Here is a 15,404-nt window from a genome sequence, read left to right as displayed (position 1 = left end):
CGGCGCTCTTACGAATCGGAGGCAGGCCGCTGAATCGACGCCGCCGCGTCGAGATCTCCAGCGATGGCACTCTCCCTCGCGCGCTTCCACGCGGTCGGCGGTTGAGACGCGTCGTTCGGGACGATCGCGAACATGAGGAGCAGTAGCCCCGTCAGGATGTCATTCTGAGCGGCAGCGGGTGGCGGGGAGCCGCACCGGAAGTAGCCGAACGCCATGAGCCACATGGCGACCACAGCGATTCCAACATGTGCGTAGCGCATCGGATGCCAAAACGAGGCGAGCGCGAGGGTCATCACGAGCGCGGCGCATCCGAGATCGCTGACCCAAAACTCTGTTCGGCTTCCGTGACGAAAGATGAAGGGGCTCACTGCCAGCCAGCACGCGAGCATCACCTCGACGACGCGCGCCCACATCATGCCCTCCCGCCGATCAGCGCCGCGTCGTCCCCCCCAGGCGACGGACGCCCCCAGAACATGCGGGAGACGGCGCGACGCTGGTGCGTATGACGCCAGACCCTCACGAGATAGGAAAGACTGGACCAGACCTCGTCGTACGCGAGGAGGATGAGTACCAGCGAGACGATGGCGGTGGCGATACAGAGCGAGCACCACGCTCCAACGACCGTCCCTTGGAGCACGACGAGGACGACGCTGACCGCGCCGAGCGGGATGACGTCGAGCCCGAAGAGCACGACCAGCCACGGCCGGTACTGCCACCGACGCGTGCAGCCCGCTAGACCGAATATCGCGTCGCCCAGATAGGCGATCGCGCCGAGCGCGGCGTCGGGAACACCGAACCAGCGACGCATCTGGTGGGACACGCCTGAATCGAGCACGCGCAGCGTCTGTTCACCGAAGAACGGATCCCACACGCTCGAGATGAGGCGCCATTGGTAGAGCGCCATGTACGACGAGAGGACGAAGCCCACGGCCGCGAGGAGACAAATCGGCACGCGCTGCCCCCAGGAGGACGGGTTGTAATGCCACGGCGGCGCGGGGACGTTCAGGCTCGTCGGATCGGAAGCGAGGTGGGTGCGAGGCGTCATGCGGCGCTCGCCTTCCCCTCGGGGAACGGGAGCTTGTTTTTCGCATACCAGCCCTTCGGGTCGTCCTTCAGCCTGCGAACCATCTCGCCCAGCGTGTCGCGCAGTCTCCGCACGGGATTCCAGCCGAGCCGGCCCTGAGCATGCTTGATATCGACGGCGTACTGAGCATCCGCGAGATCGATCATCCACGGCTTGATGAATGCGCCCTTGCCGCCCTTGAGCTTGACCTGAACCCATGCACCGGCCTTGGCAATCGGCTTCGGGACGACGATGGTGGGCCACTCCTTGCCGTGGATCAGCGCCCCCAACACGTCCTGCAGCTCCGCGTAGCTCATGACGTCCGGCTCGGCGATCAGGAACACCTCGTCGCGAGCGAGCTGGTCGCGAAGCTGGACCACCCTGCGGAAGCACGCCACGAGATCATCCATGTGCACGAAGGCCTGGCCGTGGGACGGATCCCCCGGGAAGAAGTAGCTCTCGAAGCTCTTCTCGTAGATGCGTCGAATCTGCTGGGCGATCGGAATCGACTCGCAGTCTTCCGTGTAGACGCCGGCGATGCGCAGCAGCACCGCGGGAATGTCTCGATGCTGCTCACGAATGAGCTCTTCCGCCTCGAGCTTCGAGCGGGGATAGTCCCACGATGCTTCTGTAGCCGATGATTCTTCGATTCGCTCTCCCTCTTCCGCCGGCTTCATCACGAGGAGGCTGCCCGAGAAGACGAGCTGCTCGACCCGAAAGTCCCGGAGAGCATCGAGAAGGTGCTCGGTTCCCCCGAGCGTGAGGTCGTGGTACAGCGGGCTCGGCTCGCCAGCGAAGTCGTAGTACGCCGCGAGATGGAGGACACTGGCGAGCTCGCTCCCTTCTCGCTCTCGCACGGCGCTGAGCGACTCCTGCACGCTCGCCCGGTCTGTCAGGTCGCATTCCAAGAACCGGGTCCCGGCCGGGACTTGGGTCGGCGTCTTCTGATCCATGCCGATGACGGCGTAGTCGGAGGCGAATGCCTCGACGAGCTTGGATCCGATGAGCCCGCTACTGCCTGTGATGAGAACGACCGGTTTTTGCGTCTCGTTTCCCATGGAGCACCGCGGTTGAGTGCAGCAAAGGGCACGCCACGCCGGGTGCACCGCACCCATTGCGGAGGAGCGAGCACAGCGCTGTTCTTCTTCTTCAATGCTCGGTGCAGCGCGTGCGCCAGTGCGTGCGCATGCGACGGCGCGACGAACTTGCGCCTCGGTCCTCGGCGTCCCAGGTTCATGCGCATGGCGGTAGAAGTTCGGCTGGTAGAGAAGGGTCGCAAAGAGCCACGGCACGGCCTTGTCGAACAGGGGCGCGTACACATGGATCTCGCGCGGCGGTTCTCGGCAGAGCTGGCTGACAATGGTTGGACGCGAGACAAGACGCTCGCGCTCGAGCAGACGGTCGCGGAGCTATCCGCGTCGCCCGGGCCAGCCATTTCGCAAGGAGAGGCGCGCGACGCCGACGCCGCGGAGTGGAGCGCCATCGGCCGGGCGAAGGCCTTCCTGCGGCGATTGCGAAACGCGGTGCCAATGGCGCTGCGCGAGACAGCGGCCACCTGGCCGTCCTCTGTGCCGCTGCACACGGGACCGCTCGGTCGATCTGCCGCGGGGCTGTCGGCCCACTTGAGCCAGCTCCGCCCAGGCGTTATCGCTCTGGACGGGGCGCTCCGAAAGTACTTCAAGAGCCGGAGCGCCGCAGAAGAGCTCGATGCCGTGCAGCGCGAGCTCGACGCCGCCAGCGCCCGCGAGCAGGCACAATTGGGCGATCTGTCTGAAGACGCGCTCTTCGTGAGCGAGGCAAAGGGGCGACTGCTCGAGCTGATCGAGGACCTGAACCGTGTGGGGCGGATCGCGTTCGACGGGCACGCCGAGATCATGTGGCAGTTCAACAAGGATGTTCTCCTGAGGGCGAGAGCCGTGGGAGGGCCCGGCTGAAGCATCACCGGACGGGTCATCTTGATCTTCGGCATTCTGCGCGCAACCGAGGACGGGGCGACGGCTCCGCCGCCCTCGGCGGTCATCGCGGTCGCACCGTTGGGTTCGGTCGAGCCGGGGGCGATCGCCAGGCTGATACCGCTGCTGGGGGGCGCATTTCGGTCGGAGGTGGTCGTGGTGTCGCCCCTGCCGCTCCCCGACCGTGGCTGGAACACGCGCCGCCGGCAGCACCTGTCGACCGCGATCCTCGATGAGCTGGCGCCCGCCCGCCGGCCGGAATGGGAACGGCTGCTCGGCGTCTGCGACGTGGACCTCTACGTCCCGGACCTGAACTTCGTCTTCGGCCAGGCCGACGCCGCTCGCCAGGTCGCCGTGTTCTCGCTGCGGCGGCTCCATCCCGCCGGAGCTGGCACCGAGGCGCAACAGCTCTTCGAACGTCGAGCGGCCACCGAGGCGATCCATGAGCTGGGACATACGTACGGCCTCGGCCACTGCGACGACCCGCGCTGCGTGATGTGGTTCTCGAACACGCTCGCCGAGAGCGACCGTAAGGGAACCGGCTTCTGCTCGCGGCATGCCGTGGCGCTGGCTCGCGCCCGAGGCCCATGACGCCGCTGCGCCCCTTCGGTTCGCGGAGACCAGTGTACGACCCGCGGGGCACGCGCGTAGCCTCGCGGATCGATGGAGCCTTCGATACCGCTCATCCGCAAGGTCCTCGTTCCGATGCACTCATCGGCCTGTTCGATCGCCGCGCTCGAGTGCAAGAGCAGGCTCGACAGACCGGCCCGCCTGGCACAGCCCGGACGATGACGATGGGGCGATCAAGGTCATGATGACCGGCTCCGCGTCCGCCCCGTCGCACTGGCAGCTTCACATCCCCTGACCGCTCTGCGTGCCCGCTCGCCTCCGCGCGCGAAAGCGCAGCTATTGAGTGGCTTGGCAGAGGTCGCTCGAGCGGCAAGCGACGATCCGGCCGAGGGTGTCGAACGGATTGTTGCAGTCGTCATTGCGGATTTCCTGGAGGCACTCGGTCAGCTCCTTGGAATCGATGCCGCCGGGGCACTCGGCGAAGTTGAGGTCGTCACGCCATTCGGCTCGAATCCTGGTGGCGCAGGCCTCCTGGCTCGCATATTCCCGGTCGGCGCCGATATTGTTGCACCGTGCCTCGCGGTCGCACCGCGCCGCCACGATGCTGTCAACCGCGCTGACGGTCATCACCCGCGGTTCGACCTGAGGGGCGCCCGGCGGGGGCGCCGTCCCGAGCGCCTTCTCTTCTCGCGTGCACGCCGCCACGAGCAGGGGCACCCCCGCCGCGAGGAGGAGGCCCATCACCGATCTCCCATGGTTCGTTCGCATCATCTCTTCCTCCCGATCAGCCCGATCCTGCAGATCGGGCGCCATCGAACGCGCCCAGGTCGCGCGATGGGCGTCGCCCTCGACCGTCTCGCCGTCGGCTGCGTCGAACACCGACCGGCCCGGCACGCGGTTCGGAACGTCCGCGTGCTGTTTTCTCGCAAGTTGCCCCAACACCCTTGCGATTAACGTGCCTCTGCCAGCGCCGTGCTCGGCTGTCATCGCGCCAGACACCGCGGTGCGATCTGCGGGGCAGGGATCGACCGGCAGGGGCGCCGGACCGCGGACGCCGCCACAGCCTCGAACTGCGATGAGGTATGTGCCTCCCTTGCCGCCATGCAAGCCGGGCGTGACGAGCGACGGAGCGAAGCTGCAAGCGGGAGATGCTCCCGGACAGGCACGGGGCACAGCCGCTCGCGCTCGGCCGCGCCGTGCACGGCGGAGCGCCATCACCATCGTGCGCACTCGTGGGCGGGACTGACGGTTCCGGCCGCTCTCCAATGGGTTTCTGCGGGACAGGGAGCGGCCGGTGTTGCCCGGCAGAGCACGCGCGCGGCCTCGCGCAGACGCTGCTCGCCTCGGGCCAGCGTGCCGTCCGGCGCGACGAGAAAGGGTTCCTCGTGGAGGGTTTCGCTCCACAGATGGCGGGTGACGAATTGGCTTCCGGACGACAATGGTGGGCCACTCCTTGCCGTGGATCAGCGCTCCCAGCACGTCCTGCAGCTCGGCGTAGCTCATGACATCCGGCTCAGCGATGAGGAACACCTCCTCCGGAGCAGCTGGCCTCGACGCTGGCAAGCTTGCCGCCGGCGCGCCCTCGCATCGCGCTGACCGACTGCTGCACGCTCGCCCGGTCTGTCAAGTCGCACTCCAGGAGCTCCGTTCCAGGCGGGGTGTGTACGGGCTTCTTCCGATCCATGCCGAGGACGGCGTAGTCAGAGGCAAGCGCCTCGACGATCTTGGATCCGATGAGCCCGCTGCTACCCGTGACGAGAACGACCGGCTTTTCTGCCTCGAGCTTCGCTTCGTCTCCCATGGCGCACCGCGCCCGCGTGAGGCAAGGGACACGCCGCGCGTAGGCGAGCACTCCGCCGGAGCAAGCTCTCGGCACCGGCCTGAGCTCGTCGTGGCCCTGCTCCACCCGCTATCGCGGCACGCATGGTGCGGCGTGATGTGTCTGGAGTTCGGCTATGCCTTCTAGAGCAGGCGCACACATCCTGGAGCAGGGGGACATCTTCTTCTACCGGCCGCGCGTGGGGGCTGAAGAAGTGCGGGGCCGCGGCGACGTCCAGCGCTTCTACAGCGTCGCTACACGAACATGGCAGATGTCGAAATGGAGGTCGGGAAGATCCTGTAGCGCCACCCAAGCGCCGCGGGGCGCTCCGGCCTGGTCGGCGCCTCCCGCCTGCAGCGATCACCGCCCCGCGTGGTACATAGCGGCATGTCGAGCGAGAATTACCACGAGCCATTGGAGCTCTTGTCGGAGGCGACCAAGGAGCGGCACCGTGCGATCGTGTCGCTCATCGAGGAGCTCGAGGCGATCGACTGGTATCAGCAACGCGCCGAGACGTGCGTGGGCGCGGAGCTCCGCGTGGGACCTCATCGATCGCAAGGCCACGCGGGTGCTCAAGCTGCACCTCGCCGGCCGCAAGCTCGTCGACGTCCGCCGTCCGTTCGGCTGGGAGTTCGCCGCGGTCAACACGGGCCGCGTGCCGCCAGATCGTCGACGGGCCGATCGTGTGGGCGCCCGCGCTCGAAGGCGGCGTGCTCCTGAGCACGCGGGGTAGCGATTTCGAGTTGACCGTCGGGGAGGACTTGTCCATCGGCTACGATCGGCACGATAAAGACATCATCGAGCTCTTCCTCACGGAGAGCTTCACCTTCCGCGTGCTCGAGCCCGCCGCGGCTGTCGCGCTGCGGCGGGGCTGAGGCGCGAGCTACGCGATCGTGGCGAGCAGGTCGCTCACTCCTTCTGTGGAGCTCATGCCCGATCCTTCGCGGCCTGCACGCCCTTCTGGCGCGCGCAGTGCGCGCAGCAGTACATGTGGCCCCCGCTCTCGACCCCGTGGCCCACGATCCGAACGGAGCAGTTCTCGCAACCGGGGGCGAGCGCCTGGATGGCACACTCGAAACTATCGAACGTGTGCGAGCTGCCCGCCCCTATGGTCACCTGGAATGTCTTGTCGTACTCGTTACCGCAGACATCGCATCGCTGAACCATTATCCACCTCGATCGGATGCCGAGCCGTCCATGCCGGAGTGGTTCGGGTGTGGGCACGGGGAACGGACACGACGGAGGAACATCGGAAGCGTGGCCGGAAAATCCCCTGGGCGGCGCTCCAGCCGCTCAGCCGGACCGGAGCGCCACGATGACCAGCCCGAGCTTCTGCTCCAAACCCATCAGGCACTCGATCTGGCTCGGCGTGAGCTTGGTCGGGGTCACGTCGCGCCGCTCGAAAGCGAGGAGCACCCCGCTGTTCAGCGCGCCCTCCGCCTCCTTGAGCAGCCGTTCCTGTTCAGGAGTCAGGCTTGCCAGGGTCCAGATCGCCTGTTGCATCGGAATCTCCTTCGCACCAAGCTCTCATGTCGAGCATCCGCCGTGCCAGATCCGACCTCGTCGAGAGTGGCTCGGCGACGCTCCAAGGACGGGAGCATCGACCGGCGCGCCGCCGGCGCAGGAGCGGGCTCGAGCGGCGCCGGACAGGCGGACGGCCGCGGCGCCGCCCGATCCGTCTCTCTCGCTGCCGAGGTCTCCAGCCAGGCATAGCGCCCCTCGAGCACGCCGAGCCGGTGGAGGAGGTGCTCGCCGCGGCGCTCGGCCTCACCACGCCGGCCGAGCGCAAGGGAGCGGAACAAGTGCGGCAACGTGCAGCGGTCTCATGCACGCTCCTCCCGAGGCGGACGGAGCCTACCACAAGGTGCATCCGCGCAGATGCTCGCGGGCGCCGTCTCCGTGGCTGACCGTCGCGAACGGACCGCGAACGGTGGAGCGCCTGCGTACTTCGAAGGGCGTCGTCGGGCGGCACCGAGGCTCAGCGACGCGAGCGCGAACCCGTCGAAGGCAGGGAGCAGCTCCGCCATCCTCGAGACCTCCGGGATCGAGGAGGACACTCCACCCGTCCACCTCCTCCCTGGCGGACGAGGGCGCCTGGACCTCGGACGGTGTCCCGCGCAGGTGGCGCGCAGCACCATCCGGCAGCGCGAGCATCGGGCGAGCCTTCCGGGATATGCTCTCGTGCAATGCACTACCGCGACGAACGAGACGCGCTGCGAGGGCGGGTGGACAGCCTCGAGGAGCAGCTCGCGGCGGCCAGGAAGGAGCTCGAGGAGCACCGCGACGTCGATCGGGCAGCGCGCGTCGAGCAGATCGAGCGCCAGATGGCGGAGGCCCGCCGCGTGCTCGACCAGCTCGGCCGGGAGCTCGACGCGGTGCGCGGCCGGCCGAAGCGGTCGTCGGCGGTGCCGCTCCTGGTGACGATGGCGGGCGTGGGGCTCTGCGCGATGATCGCGAGCTACCTGCTGGCGCGGCCCGCGCGCGAGACGATGGCGATCGTCCAGCAGCCGGCCCTGCCCCCGCCTGCCCCTCCCCTCCCGGAGCTGCCGGCGCCGGTCCCCGAGCCAGCGCAGGCGCCGCCGGAGCCGGCCGCGCCGGCGCGCGAGGCGCCGTCGCGGACCGCGACCGCGACCTGGAGGGCGACCGTCACGCGCGCCACGGGGCTCCCCCTCGCGGCCGGCGCGGCGTGCACGGTCGAGGCGGAGCTCGCGAGCTCGGGCGACGACATCCGCGTGCCCGCGCTCCGGGTCCTCTGCGGCGGCAAGCCCATCTACCGGTCGAGCGATCCGCTGAACGGCATGTCGATGTTCAGCAGCGGCGTGGAGGAGGACTCCGGTCCTGAGCCTGGCACCTATGCTTATGCCCTCTCGTACCAGGACAAGGGCTCGCGCGCCGGCGAGCGGGCCGAGGTCTCGCTCGACAGCATCCGCAAGGCCGGCGCCGTCTGGCGCGACTCGGCGCCCGCGTACCGCGTCGAGCTCATGCTGGCGTACCAGAGCCTGCCCGTCGCGGGGGAGGCGCTCCTCGACGCGACCCGGAAAGCGCTGCGCCGGTCCGCGCGCGTCACCGAGTCCACGGGACCGAGCCCGGTGAAGGTGGGCCAGAGGTGCGCGCTGCTCGTCTCGCCGCTCCCGCGCGGCGGCAAGTGCCTCACGCGCCTCGCGTGCGCCGGCCGCATGCTCTACGGCGCGGGCACGACCGGCGTCTCCGAGTGCACGGTGGAGGGCGACAAGGTCGTCCGCGTCCACGACGGGAACACGACCCCGAACGGCGGCGACCCGGCGTTCGAGCTCGACGCCGCGACGGGACGCATCACCGTGAAGGACGACGTGGGCGGCGCCGCGTGGACCGTCGGCGTGCAGCTCGATCCGAGCGGCTAAGAACTTATCCCAGTAGGGAACCTCTGGGATCTCGCAAGACCATGATCAGAAACGTGCGGATGTTCTCGTGAGACAGCTTGACATCGGCGTGTGACGCGGCAGCCGCCGGCGGATAAAGCAGTTCGAGGATGATGGCTGGAGGATCCCCGATGCGATCTGGGTAGAGATGGAACCATTGCTGCCGCTGCGCAAGGCACACCCGCTCGGGTGCCACAAGCCGCGCGTGCCCGATCGCGTGGCCATGGACGCCATCTTCTTCGTTCTGCGGACGGGCTGCCAGTGGGGGAGCTCGATGCGACCGGCATTTGCAGCCAGTCCTCAGCGCACCGGCGATTCATCGAATGGACCGAAGCGGGCGTGTTTCGGGAGTTCTGGCGCCGCGGGCTGCTGGCTTACGAGGAGTTCATTGGCATCGACTGGAGCTGGCTGGCGATGGTCGGGGCGATGACCAAGGCCCCGCTGGGGAAAAAACCGGGCCCAACGCCACCGACCGCGCCAAGAGGGGCGCCAAGCGAAGCCTACTGACCGAGGCATCGGGCGTCGCCGTGGGCGTCGCCGTCGACGGAGCCAACCGCAACGACTTCAAGATGACGCGCGAGACCATCGAGAGCATCCCGGTCGAACGCCCGCGTCCGAGCGGGCGCAAGCCACAGGGCATGTGCCTGGACAAGGTCTACGACTACGCTGAGATTCCGGTTTTGCTGAAGCAGTTCGGGTTCACTGCACACATCCGCCCGCGCAGCGAAGAGGCGCAGGAGCTCAAAAAAAACAGAGCGCAGGGCCCGGCGGTGGGTCGTCGAGCGTTCCCATAGCTGGATGAATCGCCTTCGGGGGATCCTCATCCGATGGTCGAAGCGCGCGGACACCTACCTCGCCCTTCCGCACTTCGCTTGCGGGGTCATCACCTGGCGCGCGGCCGGCCTACTGGGATAGGCTCTTACGTCCACTCGGCAGGACCTCGCCGGATCTATCAGCCCGCGGGAGGCAGGGTACTCATCTGGGAGCACCTCACGTAATTGAGCGGGGAATGATCGGTCCACGAGAGAATGAGAAGTCGCATGAAAGGGAAATTTTTTGCGACGAACGAGAGCACCGGGGGGACCCATCTCGTGAACGAAAAGACCTTAAGCGCAAAATGGGAAAGACCGAGAACGTTTGCCGCGATTGCAGTGTAGGTCTGGGTGAGGGGCTTTCCATGCACCCACCCATCGGTCGCGCTGTGGTACACTTTCCCAAAGTGCTGAAATTTCCCCATCGAACGCGACGGCATGTGCGGTACGATATCGTTCTCGTAGACATGCAGGAACGTGATGTCCGCGAGGTTGCGCGGGCACTGGTCCACGAAGGTGGCGTCGCCGACCGCCGGTGCGCCGAACGTATATAAGCCGCAGAACCTTTTCCGGAACTCGTCGGAGTATGTCCCATCGGTGCGATCGGTCCAGAGTATCATCGTCATGAGGGCGGCCATGGCGCCTCCGAGGCTATGCCCGGTGACAAAGACCGCGTCGAGGTGAGCCAACTCGGTGATTTTGAGTTTGTTGCGAATCTCATCTCCGAGCCACAAGACGTTTCGTAGAAAGCCTCCGTGAACGTGTCCATAGTCCCCGAACTGCATCGTCTCGACGCTCGCGTTGACCATCCAGTCGAGAGCCTTCTGCCAGGATGTCCCCCGGAAGATGAGGACGCCGATCCTCTTGATTTTATCTTCGAACTGGACGTCGATTTTGACGATGTATGCATGCGCGTTTACGACGAGCGCATCGTTGGTCAGGGAAATTGCGGAACACTCGGTGGCGACTTGGGAAGGATCGAACATCCGCTTCAGCACAAGCTTGAAATCGTCTAACTCAGCATACGCCCACGCTGCAAGCTGCGCGAGCAAGTATGATGCGTCGGCAAAATGTTCTAACTCGCGGGGCTTGCCCGGCGCCCCGACATCACCGAGCGTTAGCGCTAGCGACTTGACTAGATCGGTGAACACCGCCGGCCTTTGTATCGCTTGATCAGCCATACGCGTCGCTCCTCGTGGTTTCCGAATATTGCCGACCTATCGGATCCTCTCCAATGGGATGAGTTAGGAGCGAGATATACTCAAGCCCCCCACACGATCTCGTGGTGCTGAGAAGGACCGGCTGCAAGGCGGGCGGGTACGACCCGCCTGGCCAATCGAGGGCGCCTGCGACGCTAGTACTACTGCGTCACGCGGCGCGGGCGCGGTCACACGACCTGCAGCGCCGGCTTCCCTCGCACTCGCACGGCCTCCGGGACTTGCGCAGACTGCTCACCATCCAGGTGAAGCCACTTCAGCTTCGGCAGAGTCCAGGTTTCTTTGGGTAGAACCGAAAACGGATTGTCGACGATCCAGAGCTCGACGAGCTCCTTCATCAGCCCCACTTCCTCCGGCAGGATCTTCAACTGGTTACCGCTCAGCTCCAGCTTGCGCAGCCTCGGGAGAGCAAAGAGCTCCCTGGGCAATCGCTCCAGTTTGTTGAAGCCGAGATCGAGCTCTTCGAGCTCGGCGAGCGCGGAGATCGAGGCCGGAACATCTTTGATAGCATTGTCGCTCACGTTCAAGCTGCGCAGACCGGTCAGTCCGCACAGGTCCGAGGGGAACCACTTCAGTTGATTCCGGCTCAAATCTAGCTTCGAGAGCTGGCCAAGCCCCGCGAGCGACGGCGGCAGCTGTCTCAACGCGTTGCGCGACAGGTCGAGCTCCTCCAGCGGAGTGAGGGTCCCGATCTCCTCAGGCAGATCGTCGAGGCCCAGCGCGTGAAGATCAAGCGCCTTCCTTCCTTGGCCCGCGGCGACGGAGATCTTCTTGAGCGCGTCCTTCACGGCTCTCTGAACATCCAAGGGACCACCCGAGGATGACGCGGATCTCGCACCCCTCTTCATTTTTCCTCTCGTTCTTCTGTTGCTGCCTCAACTTCTCGTAGGCGGCGTCTACCACTGAATGCGAGACCATCCTATCCCTAGATCGTCGTCGTCTTTGCCAGGTCCTGTCCCTCCTCGGCCCCGAGCCCCACGGCGACCTATCAGCCCCCGCTTCGCGCGCCCTCAACACCACTGCTCGCATCGAGCGAGCGCGTGATACACCGGGTTGCCGAACCACACCTCGCCCGAGGGTGGCAGCCTCGCGATCTGGCCACGCACCGACGCGTCCGTGAGCGCGCCCTGCGGGAGCTCCAGCCGGACGAGCCTCGAGAGCGCGCTCAGGTCCGCCGGCAGCTTCTCGAGCGGGTTGCCCGTCAGATCGAGCCGCTCGAGCCTCGTCAGCGCGTTCACGCCCGCGGGCAGCTCGGAGATCCGGTTGTCCATCAAGAACAGCCTGCGCAGCGAGGTCATCGCGAACACCGCGGAAGGCACGTGGTCGAAGGCGTTGCTCTCCAGGCGCAGCTCCTCCATGCCCGTGAGCTCGGCCATCTCCGACGGCAGCGACGCGAGCGCGTTCTTCTCGAGCTCGAGCAGCGTCAGGCGCGTGAGCCCGCCGAGCCAGGAGGGGACCTCGGTGAGCTTCGCGCCCCACAGGTACAGCGATCGAAGGCTCGTGAGCGGGCGGATCGCCTCCGGCACCCGCGGAAACGGGTTGTTCCCGACGGCGAGCACCTCGAGCGAGCCGAGCTTCGCGAGGCTCGCGGGCAGGTCGGCGAGCTTGCAGCTGCGCAGGCCGAGGATGCGCAGCGCGGGGAGCTCGCCCGCTGGCGCTGCGTCGACGCGCGCGTTCTTATCGAGCTCCAGCGCGTCGAGCGCGGCGAGGCGGCCGAGCTCGCGAGGCAGCGCGGTCAGCCGGTTCGTCGCAAGCGACAGATCACGCAGCTTCGGCAAGCGGGTCATCTCGTCGGGGAGAGCACCGAGCTGGTTGTTGCCGACGGACAGCGTCTCCAGCGAGGCGAGCTCGGAGATCTCGGCGGGGAGCGAGGTGAGCGCGTTGCCGTCGACGTACAGCGACTCGAGGCGCGAGAGCTTGCCTATCTCGCGCGGCAGCGCCGTGATGCGGTGACCACGGACGTTGAGCTTCTTCAGCCCCGAGCAATTCCCGATCTCGGGCGGCAGGCCGGTGGTCGAGCGGCCGCCCACGGTCAGGTGCGTGAGCCCGGGGATCCGGAAGACCTCGGGCGGGATCTCCTCGCCGGTGACGGAGATCTCGAGTTTACGAGGTCCGGCAGGCGCGAGATCCCCGCGACGTCGGCGTCGCCCGAGACCCCGGTGAGCTTGAGGCTCCGGACCCCGGAGGGGCTCTTCAACGCCGCGCGCAGCGACTTCACGATGCCTGCCATCGGCCCCGAGGGTACAGCGGACCGTGCCGCTGGAGATCGACCGCGCTGACGAAACCGCTGCACGAAGGTCGGAGGCACCTCGTGCGCGTCCTCCCTCTCCCTGCGCCGTCCCCGTCAGGGGTGTGCCATGGTCCCGGCCACCCGCTCCAGCCACTCCTTCACGGCCGCCTCGAACAGCGCCGGCTGCTCGGTCTGCAGGTTGTGGCCGGCCCGGTCGAGCAGCACGAACGACGCCCGCGGGTACGTCTCGAGGATCCCCCAGAGATCGCGGTAGCCGGTCACGCAGTCCTGGCGCCCCACCAGCATCAGGGTCGGCCCGGGGAACGGCACCTCCAGACGGTCGACCGCGAAGCTGAAGGGGATCTTCCGGCTGAGGTGCTGCTCCAGGAAGACCGTGTCGGCCGCGCGCAGGCCGGGGAGGATCTCGTCCTGGAACCGCTCCCAGACGGCGTGCACCTGGCGCACGTGGATCGCCTCGAACGCGCGACGGTCCTCGCCGGACAGGGTCCCGAGGAACGCCTCGTCGCGCTCCAGCACCCGCAGCGGGGGCGCGTTGGCCTCCCGCGTCTCCTGTACGGCCACCGGGCACACGAGCAGCAGGCCCGCGACGCTCCGCGGCCGCTCGTGGACCACGCCCCGGGCCAGGTAGCCGCCGTACGACTCGCCGGCGACAAGGAACCGCTCGCCGGGGAGCACCTGATCGACGATCCCGAGCACCACGTCCAGCATGCGGTCCGACCCGTCGATCCACGGTCGCCCCGGGGTCCTTCCCATGCCCGGCAGGTCGAAATAGATGCGCCTCCATCTCCCCGGCGCCGACCGGAACACCGGCTCCATGCACCCCTTCATCAGCCTGTGGTCGGGCCCCCAGCCGTGGAGCATCAGGATGGGCGTCCCGGAGCCGATCGCCTCGACCTCGATCTCGAGGTCCTTCACCTTGCATCGCATGGGCGCACTCTAGCCACGCCACCCCGCGCCCTCCACGTCGGCCTGCGCGGGAGCGGCCGGCGCCGATCGCTCGGTCTGGGCGCTTTCAATTCGACCCCCACCCGAGCCGTCCAGTCCGCCCCTCTGGGCGTGACGTCTCGCACCGAGGCATAGGCGAGTATGCCTATGCCTCACGCCCGAGGCATAGGCGAGTATGCCCATGCCTCGGGCGTGAGGCATAGCGTACGACGTCGTCGCAGATCACCTGCATCGGGTGATGCGAGGACGGACGGCGATCTTGGAATAGAGAGGCGGGGACGAATGAAAACGCTTCGCAATTTCGGCGCGATCGCTCCAGGGCTCGTTGCGCTCGCGGCGTTCGCGGCGCTGGGCTGCTCCAGCCAGGGAGAAGCGACGACCGAGGCATCATCCGGCAGCAGCGCCGGAGGGCCCGCTGGGCCCGGATCCAGCGCCTCCGGCGCCACGGGGAGCACGTCGGCAACCGGCGGCTCGTCGGCAAACGGTGGCTCGTCGGCAAACGGTAGCTCGTCGGGGGCGGTCGCCGGCGCCGGCGGCAGCGGCGGGCGCCCGGACTCGGGGGAAACTGGCGCGGGCGGCGGCGCTGTCGGCTCCGGCTCGAGCGGCGCTGGAGGAGCGGCGCAGAGCGCCGGCTGCGGCAGCGCGACCGCGCCGAAGAGCGGCCGTTTCAGCGTCGATGTCGGGGGCACGACGCGCGAGTACATCCTCGCCGTGCCGGACAACTACGATTCGAAACACCCTTACCGGCTGATCTTCACCTGGCATCCCCGCGGCGGCTCGGCCGAGCAGGTCGCGACCGGGTTCGGCGGCGGCTACTACGGGCTCCAGAGCCGCGCCAACGGCTCGGCGATCTTCGTCTCGCCCGAGGGCCTCGAGCAGGGCTGGGCGAACACGGGGGGCCGCGACATCGCGTTCCTCCGCGCCATGCTCGACCGCTTCCGCGCCGAGCTCTGCATCGACGAGAGCAGGATCTTTTCGACGGGGTTCAGCTACGGCGGCATGATGTCCTACGCGATCGGCTGTGCGATGGGCGACGACTTCCGCGCCATCGCCTCCATGTCCGGCGCGCTCTACAGCGGCTGCGAGGACGGCGACAGCCCTGTGGCCATGTGGGGCGCCCACGGCAAGAGCGACAACGTGGTTCCGCTCGAGAACGGTCAGAGCGCTCGCGATGTCTTCCTCGAGCGAAACCACTGCGGTCAGCAGACCACACCGGTCGAGCCGAGTCCCTGCGTCAGCTACGAGGGCTGCGACGCGGGCTATCCCGTCGTCTGGTGCGAGTTCGACGGGGGCCACGCCCCGCAGAACAACTCCGGCGAGTCGATCTGGAGCTTCTTCTCGCAGTTCTGAAGCGGGAGTCGCTCGAACCAGCGCCAC

General features: G+C 67.4%; 17 protein-coding genes and 2 pseudogenes. 8 read left to right on the top strand and 11 right to left on the bottom strand.

Features of this window, described 5'->3' with window-relative positions:
• Positions 1 to 8: 8 nt before the first annotated feature.
• The 3 genes from WMF12_RS46735 to WMF12_RS46725 are packed head-to-tail and all read right to left on the bottom strand — an operon-like array spanning position 9 to position 2,121.
• Positions 9 to 413 (bottom strand): SPW repeat domain-containing protein, encoded by a 405-nt coding sequence (locus tag WMF12_RS46735; RefSeq protein WP_437855926.1) that lies wholly within the window; start codon positions 411 to 413, stop codon positions 9 to 11.
• Complete coding sequence (locus WMF12_RS46730; protein ID WP_437855924.1) at positions 413 to 1,045, bottom strand: vitamin K epoxide reductase family protein; 633 nt, start codon at positions 1,043 to 1,045, stop codon at positions 413 to 415. The genes WMF12_RS46735 and WMF12_RS46730 overlap by 1 nt, the downstream gene beginning before the upstream one ends.
• Positions 1,042 to 2,121 (bottom strand): NAD-dependent epimerase/dehydratase family protein, encoded by a 1,080-nt coding sequence (locus WMF12_RS46725; RefSeq protein WP_437855921.1) that lies wholly within the window; start codon positions 2,119 to 2,121, stop codon positions 1,042 to 1,044. The genes WMF12_RS46730 and WMF12_RS46725 overlap by 4 nt, the downstream gene beginning before the upstream one ends.
• Before the next feature lie 183 nt (positions 2,122 to 2,304).
• On the opposite strand from WMF12_RS46725, the gene WMF12_RS46720 reads away from it, so the two are divergent.
• Both WMF12_RS46720 and WMF12_RS46715 read left to right on the top strand, forming a co-directional pair.
• Complete coding sequence (locus tag WMF12_RS46720) at positions 2,305 to 2,997, top strand: hypothetical protein (RefSeq protein WP_437855920.1); 693 nt, start codon at positions 2,305 to 2,307, stop codon at positions 2,995 to 2,997.
• A 21-nt stretch (positions 2,998 to 3,018) separates the two neighbouring features.
• The gene (locus tag WMF12_RS46715; RefSeq protein WP_437855919.1) at positions 3,019 to 3,606 is read left to right on the top strand and encodes an archaemetzincin family Zn-dependent metalloprotease; all 588 of its coding nucleotides are present in this window, start codon (positions 3,019 to 3,021) and stop codon (positions 3,604 to 3,606) included.
• Positions 3,607 to 3,921: 315 nt separating this feature from the next.
• Here the strand turns inward: WMF12_RS46715 and WMF12_RS46710 are convergent, their stop codons facing one another.
• Both WMF12_RS46710 and WMF12_RS46705 read right to left on the bottom strand, forming a co-directional pair.
• Entirely contained in the window at positions 3,922 to 4,572 is a 651-nt protein-coding gene (locus WMF12_RS46710) for a DUF6184 family natural product biosynthesis lipoprotein (RefSeq protein WP_437855918.1), read from the bottom strand.
• 526 nt (positions 4,573 to 5,098) lie between these two features.
• On the bottom strand, positions 5,099 to 5,386 hold the full coding sequence (locus WMF12_RS46705; protein WP_437855917.1) for an NAD-dependent epimerase/dehydratase family protein: 288 nt from the start codon (positions 5,384 to 5,386) through the stop codon (positions 5,099 to 5,101).
• A gap of 405 nt (positions 5,387 to 5,791) precedes the next feature.
• Between WMF12_RS46705 and WMF12_RS46700 the strand changes: the two are divergent.
• The 3 genes and pseudogenes from WMF12_RS46700 to WMF12_RS46690 all read left to right on the top strand — a co-directional run.
• Positions 5,792 to 5,938, top strand: a pseudogene (locus WMF12_RS46700) (ferritin family protein); the annotation flags it as partial.
• A 34-nt stretch (positions 5,939 to 5,972) separates the two neighbouring features.
• The gene (locus tag WMF12_RS46695; protein WP_437855916.1) at positions 5,973 to 6,137 is read left to right on the top strand and encodes an encapsulin; all 165 of its coding nucleotides are present in this window, start codon (positions 5,973 to 5,975) and stop codon (positions 6,135 to 6,137) included.
• A complete protein-coding gene (locus WMF12_RS46690) occupies positions 6,088 to 6,279 on the top strand; it encodes an encapsulin (protein WP_437855915.1) in 192 nt (63 codons plus the stop codon). Before WMF12_RS46695 ends, WMF12_RS46690 begins: the two co-directional genes overlap by 50 nt.
• Positions 6,280 to 6,331: 52 nt before the next feature.
• On the opposite strand, the gene WMF12_RS46685 is transcribed toward WMF12_RS46690, so the two are convergent.
• Together WMF12_RS46685 and WMF12_RS46680 are read right to left on the bottom strand one after the other, a co-directional pair.
• The gene (locus WMF12_RS46685) at positions 6,332 to 6,571 is read right to left on the bottom strand and encodes a hypothetical protein (RefSeq protein ID WP_437855914.1); all 240 of its coding nucleotides are present in this window, start codon (positions 6,569 to 6,571) and stop codon (positions 6,332 to 6,334) included.
• A gap of 126 nt (positions 6,572 to 6,697) precedes the next feature.
• On the bottom strand, positions 6,698 to 6,907 hold the full coding sequence (locus WMF12_RS46680; RefSeq protein WP_437855913.1) for a hypothetical protein: 210 nt from the start codon (positions 6,905 to 6,907) through the stop codon (positions 6,698 to 6,700).
• Between the two features lie 683 nt (positions 6,908 to 7,590).
• Between WMF12_RS46680 and WMF12_RS46675 the strand changes: the two genes are divergently transcribed.
• Together WMF12_RS46675 and WMF12_RS46670 are read left to right on the top strand one after the other, a co-directional pair.
• Complete coding sequence (locus tag WMF12_RS46675) at positions 7,591 to 8,784, top strand: hypothetical protein (RefSeq protein ID WP_437855912.1); 1,194 nt, start codon at positions 7,591 to 7,593, stop codon at positions 8,782 to 8,784.
• 166 nt (positions 8,785 to 8,950) lie between these two features.
• Positions 8,951 to 9,717, top strand: a pseudogene (locus WMF12_RS46670) (IS5 family transposase).
• 37 nt (positions 9,718 to 9,754) lie between these two features.
• On the opposite strand, the gene WMF12_RS46665 reads toward WMF12_RS46670, so the two are convergent.
• The 4 genes from WMF12_RS46665 to WMF12_RS46650 form a co-directional block, all read right to left on the bottom strand.
• A complete protein-coding gene (locus WMF12_RS46665) occupies positions 9,755 to 10,795 on the bottom strand; it encodes a lipase family protein (protein ID WP_437855911.1) in 1,041 nt (346 codons plus the stop codon).
• Positions 10,796 to 11,001: 206 nt separating this feature from the next.
• A complete protein-coding gene (locus tag WMF12_RS46660) occupies positions 11,002 to 11,619 on the bottom strand; it encodes a leucine-rich repeat domain-containing protein (protein ID WP_437855910.1) in 618 nt (205 codons plus the stop codon).
• Positions 11,620 to 11,841: 222 nt separating this feature from the next.
• Positions 11,842 to 13,215: a leucine-rich repeat domain-containing protein gene (locus WMF12_RS46655; RefSeq protein WP_437855909.1), complete on the bottom strand. Its 1,374-nt coding sequence runs from the start codon at positions 13,213 to 13,215 to the stop codon at positions 11,842 to 11,844.
• Positions 13,176 to 14,009: an alpha/beta fold hydrolase gene (locus WMF12_RS46650; protein WP_437855894.1), complete on the bottom strand. Its 834-nt coding sequence runs from the start codon at positions 14,007 to 14,009 to the stop codon at positions 13,176 to 13,178. The genes WMF12_RS46655 and WMF12_RS46650 overlap by 40 nt, the downstream gene beginning before the upstream one ends.
• Before the next feature lie 300 nt (positions 14,010 to 14,309).
• Between WMF12_RS46650 and WMF12_RS46645 the strand changes: the two genes are divergently transcribed.
• The gene (locus WMF12_RS46645) at positions 14,310 to 15,377 is read left to right on the top strand and encodes an alpha/beta hydrolase family esterase (protein WP_437855880.1); all 1,068 of its coding nucleotides are present in this window, start codon (positions 14,310 to 14,312) and stop codon (positions 15,375 to 15,377) included.
• Positions 15,378 to 15,404: the final 27 nt, after the last annotated feature.

The organism is Sorangium sp. So ce363 (genome assembly GCF_051520435.1).
Lineage (GTDB): Bacteria > Myxococcota_A > Polyangia > Polyangiales > Polyangiaceae > Sorangium > Sorangium cellulosum_B.
This window is presented reverse-complemented; position numbering and strand designations above follow the sequence as displayed.

Bases quoted from the DNA above. Each gene is read 5' to 3' on its own strand.
- WMF12_RS46650 (WP_437855894.1), bottom strand. From the start codon at position 14,009: ATGCGATGCAAGGTGAAGGACCTCGAGATCGAGGTCGAGGCGATCGGC.
- WMF12_RS46720 (WP_437855920.1), top strand. From the start codon at position 2,305: ATGGCGGTAGAAGTTCGGCTGGTAGAGAAGGGTCGCAAAGAGCCACGG.
- WMF12_RS46675 (WP_437855912.1), top strand. From the start codon at position 7,591: ATGCACTACCGCGACGAACGAGACGCGCTGCGAGGGCGGGTGGACAGC.
- WMF12_RS46710 (WP_437855918.1), bottom strand. From the start codon at position 4,572: ATGACAGCCGAGCACGGCGCTGGCAGAGGCACGTTAATCGCAAGGGTG.
- WMF12_RS46645 (WP_437855880.1), top strand. From the start codon at position 14,310: ATGAAAACGCTTCGCAATTTCGGCGCGATCGCTCCAGGGCTCGTTGCG.
- WMF12_RS46730 (WP_437855924.1), bottom strand. From the start codon at position 1,045: ATGACGCCTCGCACCCACCTCGCTTCCGATCCGACGAGCCTGAACGTC.
- WMF12_RS46665 (WP_437855911.1), bottom strand. From the start codon at position 10,795: ATGGCTGATCAAGCGATACAAAGGCCGGCGGTGTTCACCGATCTAGTC.
- WMF12_RS46725 (WP_437855921.1), bottom strand. From the start codon at position 2,121: ATGGGAAACGAGACGCAAAAACCGGTCGTTCTCATCACAGGCAGTAGC.
- WMF12_RS46680 (WP_437855913.1), bottom strand. From the start codon at position 6,907: ATGCAACAGGCGATCTGGACCCTGGCAAGCCTGACTCCTGAACAGGAA.
- WMF12_RS46735 (WP_437855926.1), bottom strand. From the start codon at position 413: ATGTGGGCGCGCGTCGTCGAGGTGATGCTCGCGTGCTGGCTGGCAGTG.
- WMF12_RS46705 (WP_437855917.1), bottom strand. From the start codon at position 5,386: ATGGGAGACGAAGCGAAGCTCGAGGCAGAAAAGCCGGTCGTTCTCGTC.
- WMF12_RS46685 (WP_437855914.1), bottom strand. From the start codon at position 6,571: ATGGTTCAGCGATGCGATGTCTGCGGTAACGAGTACGACAAGACATTC.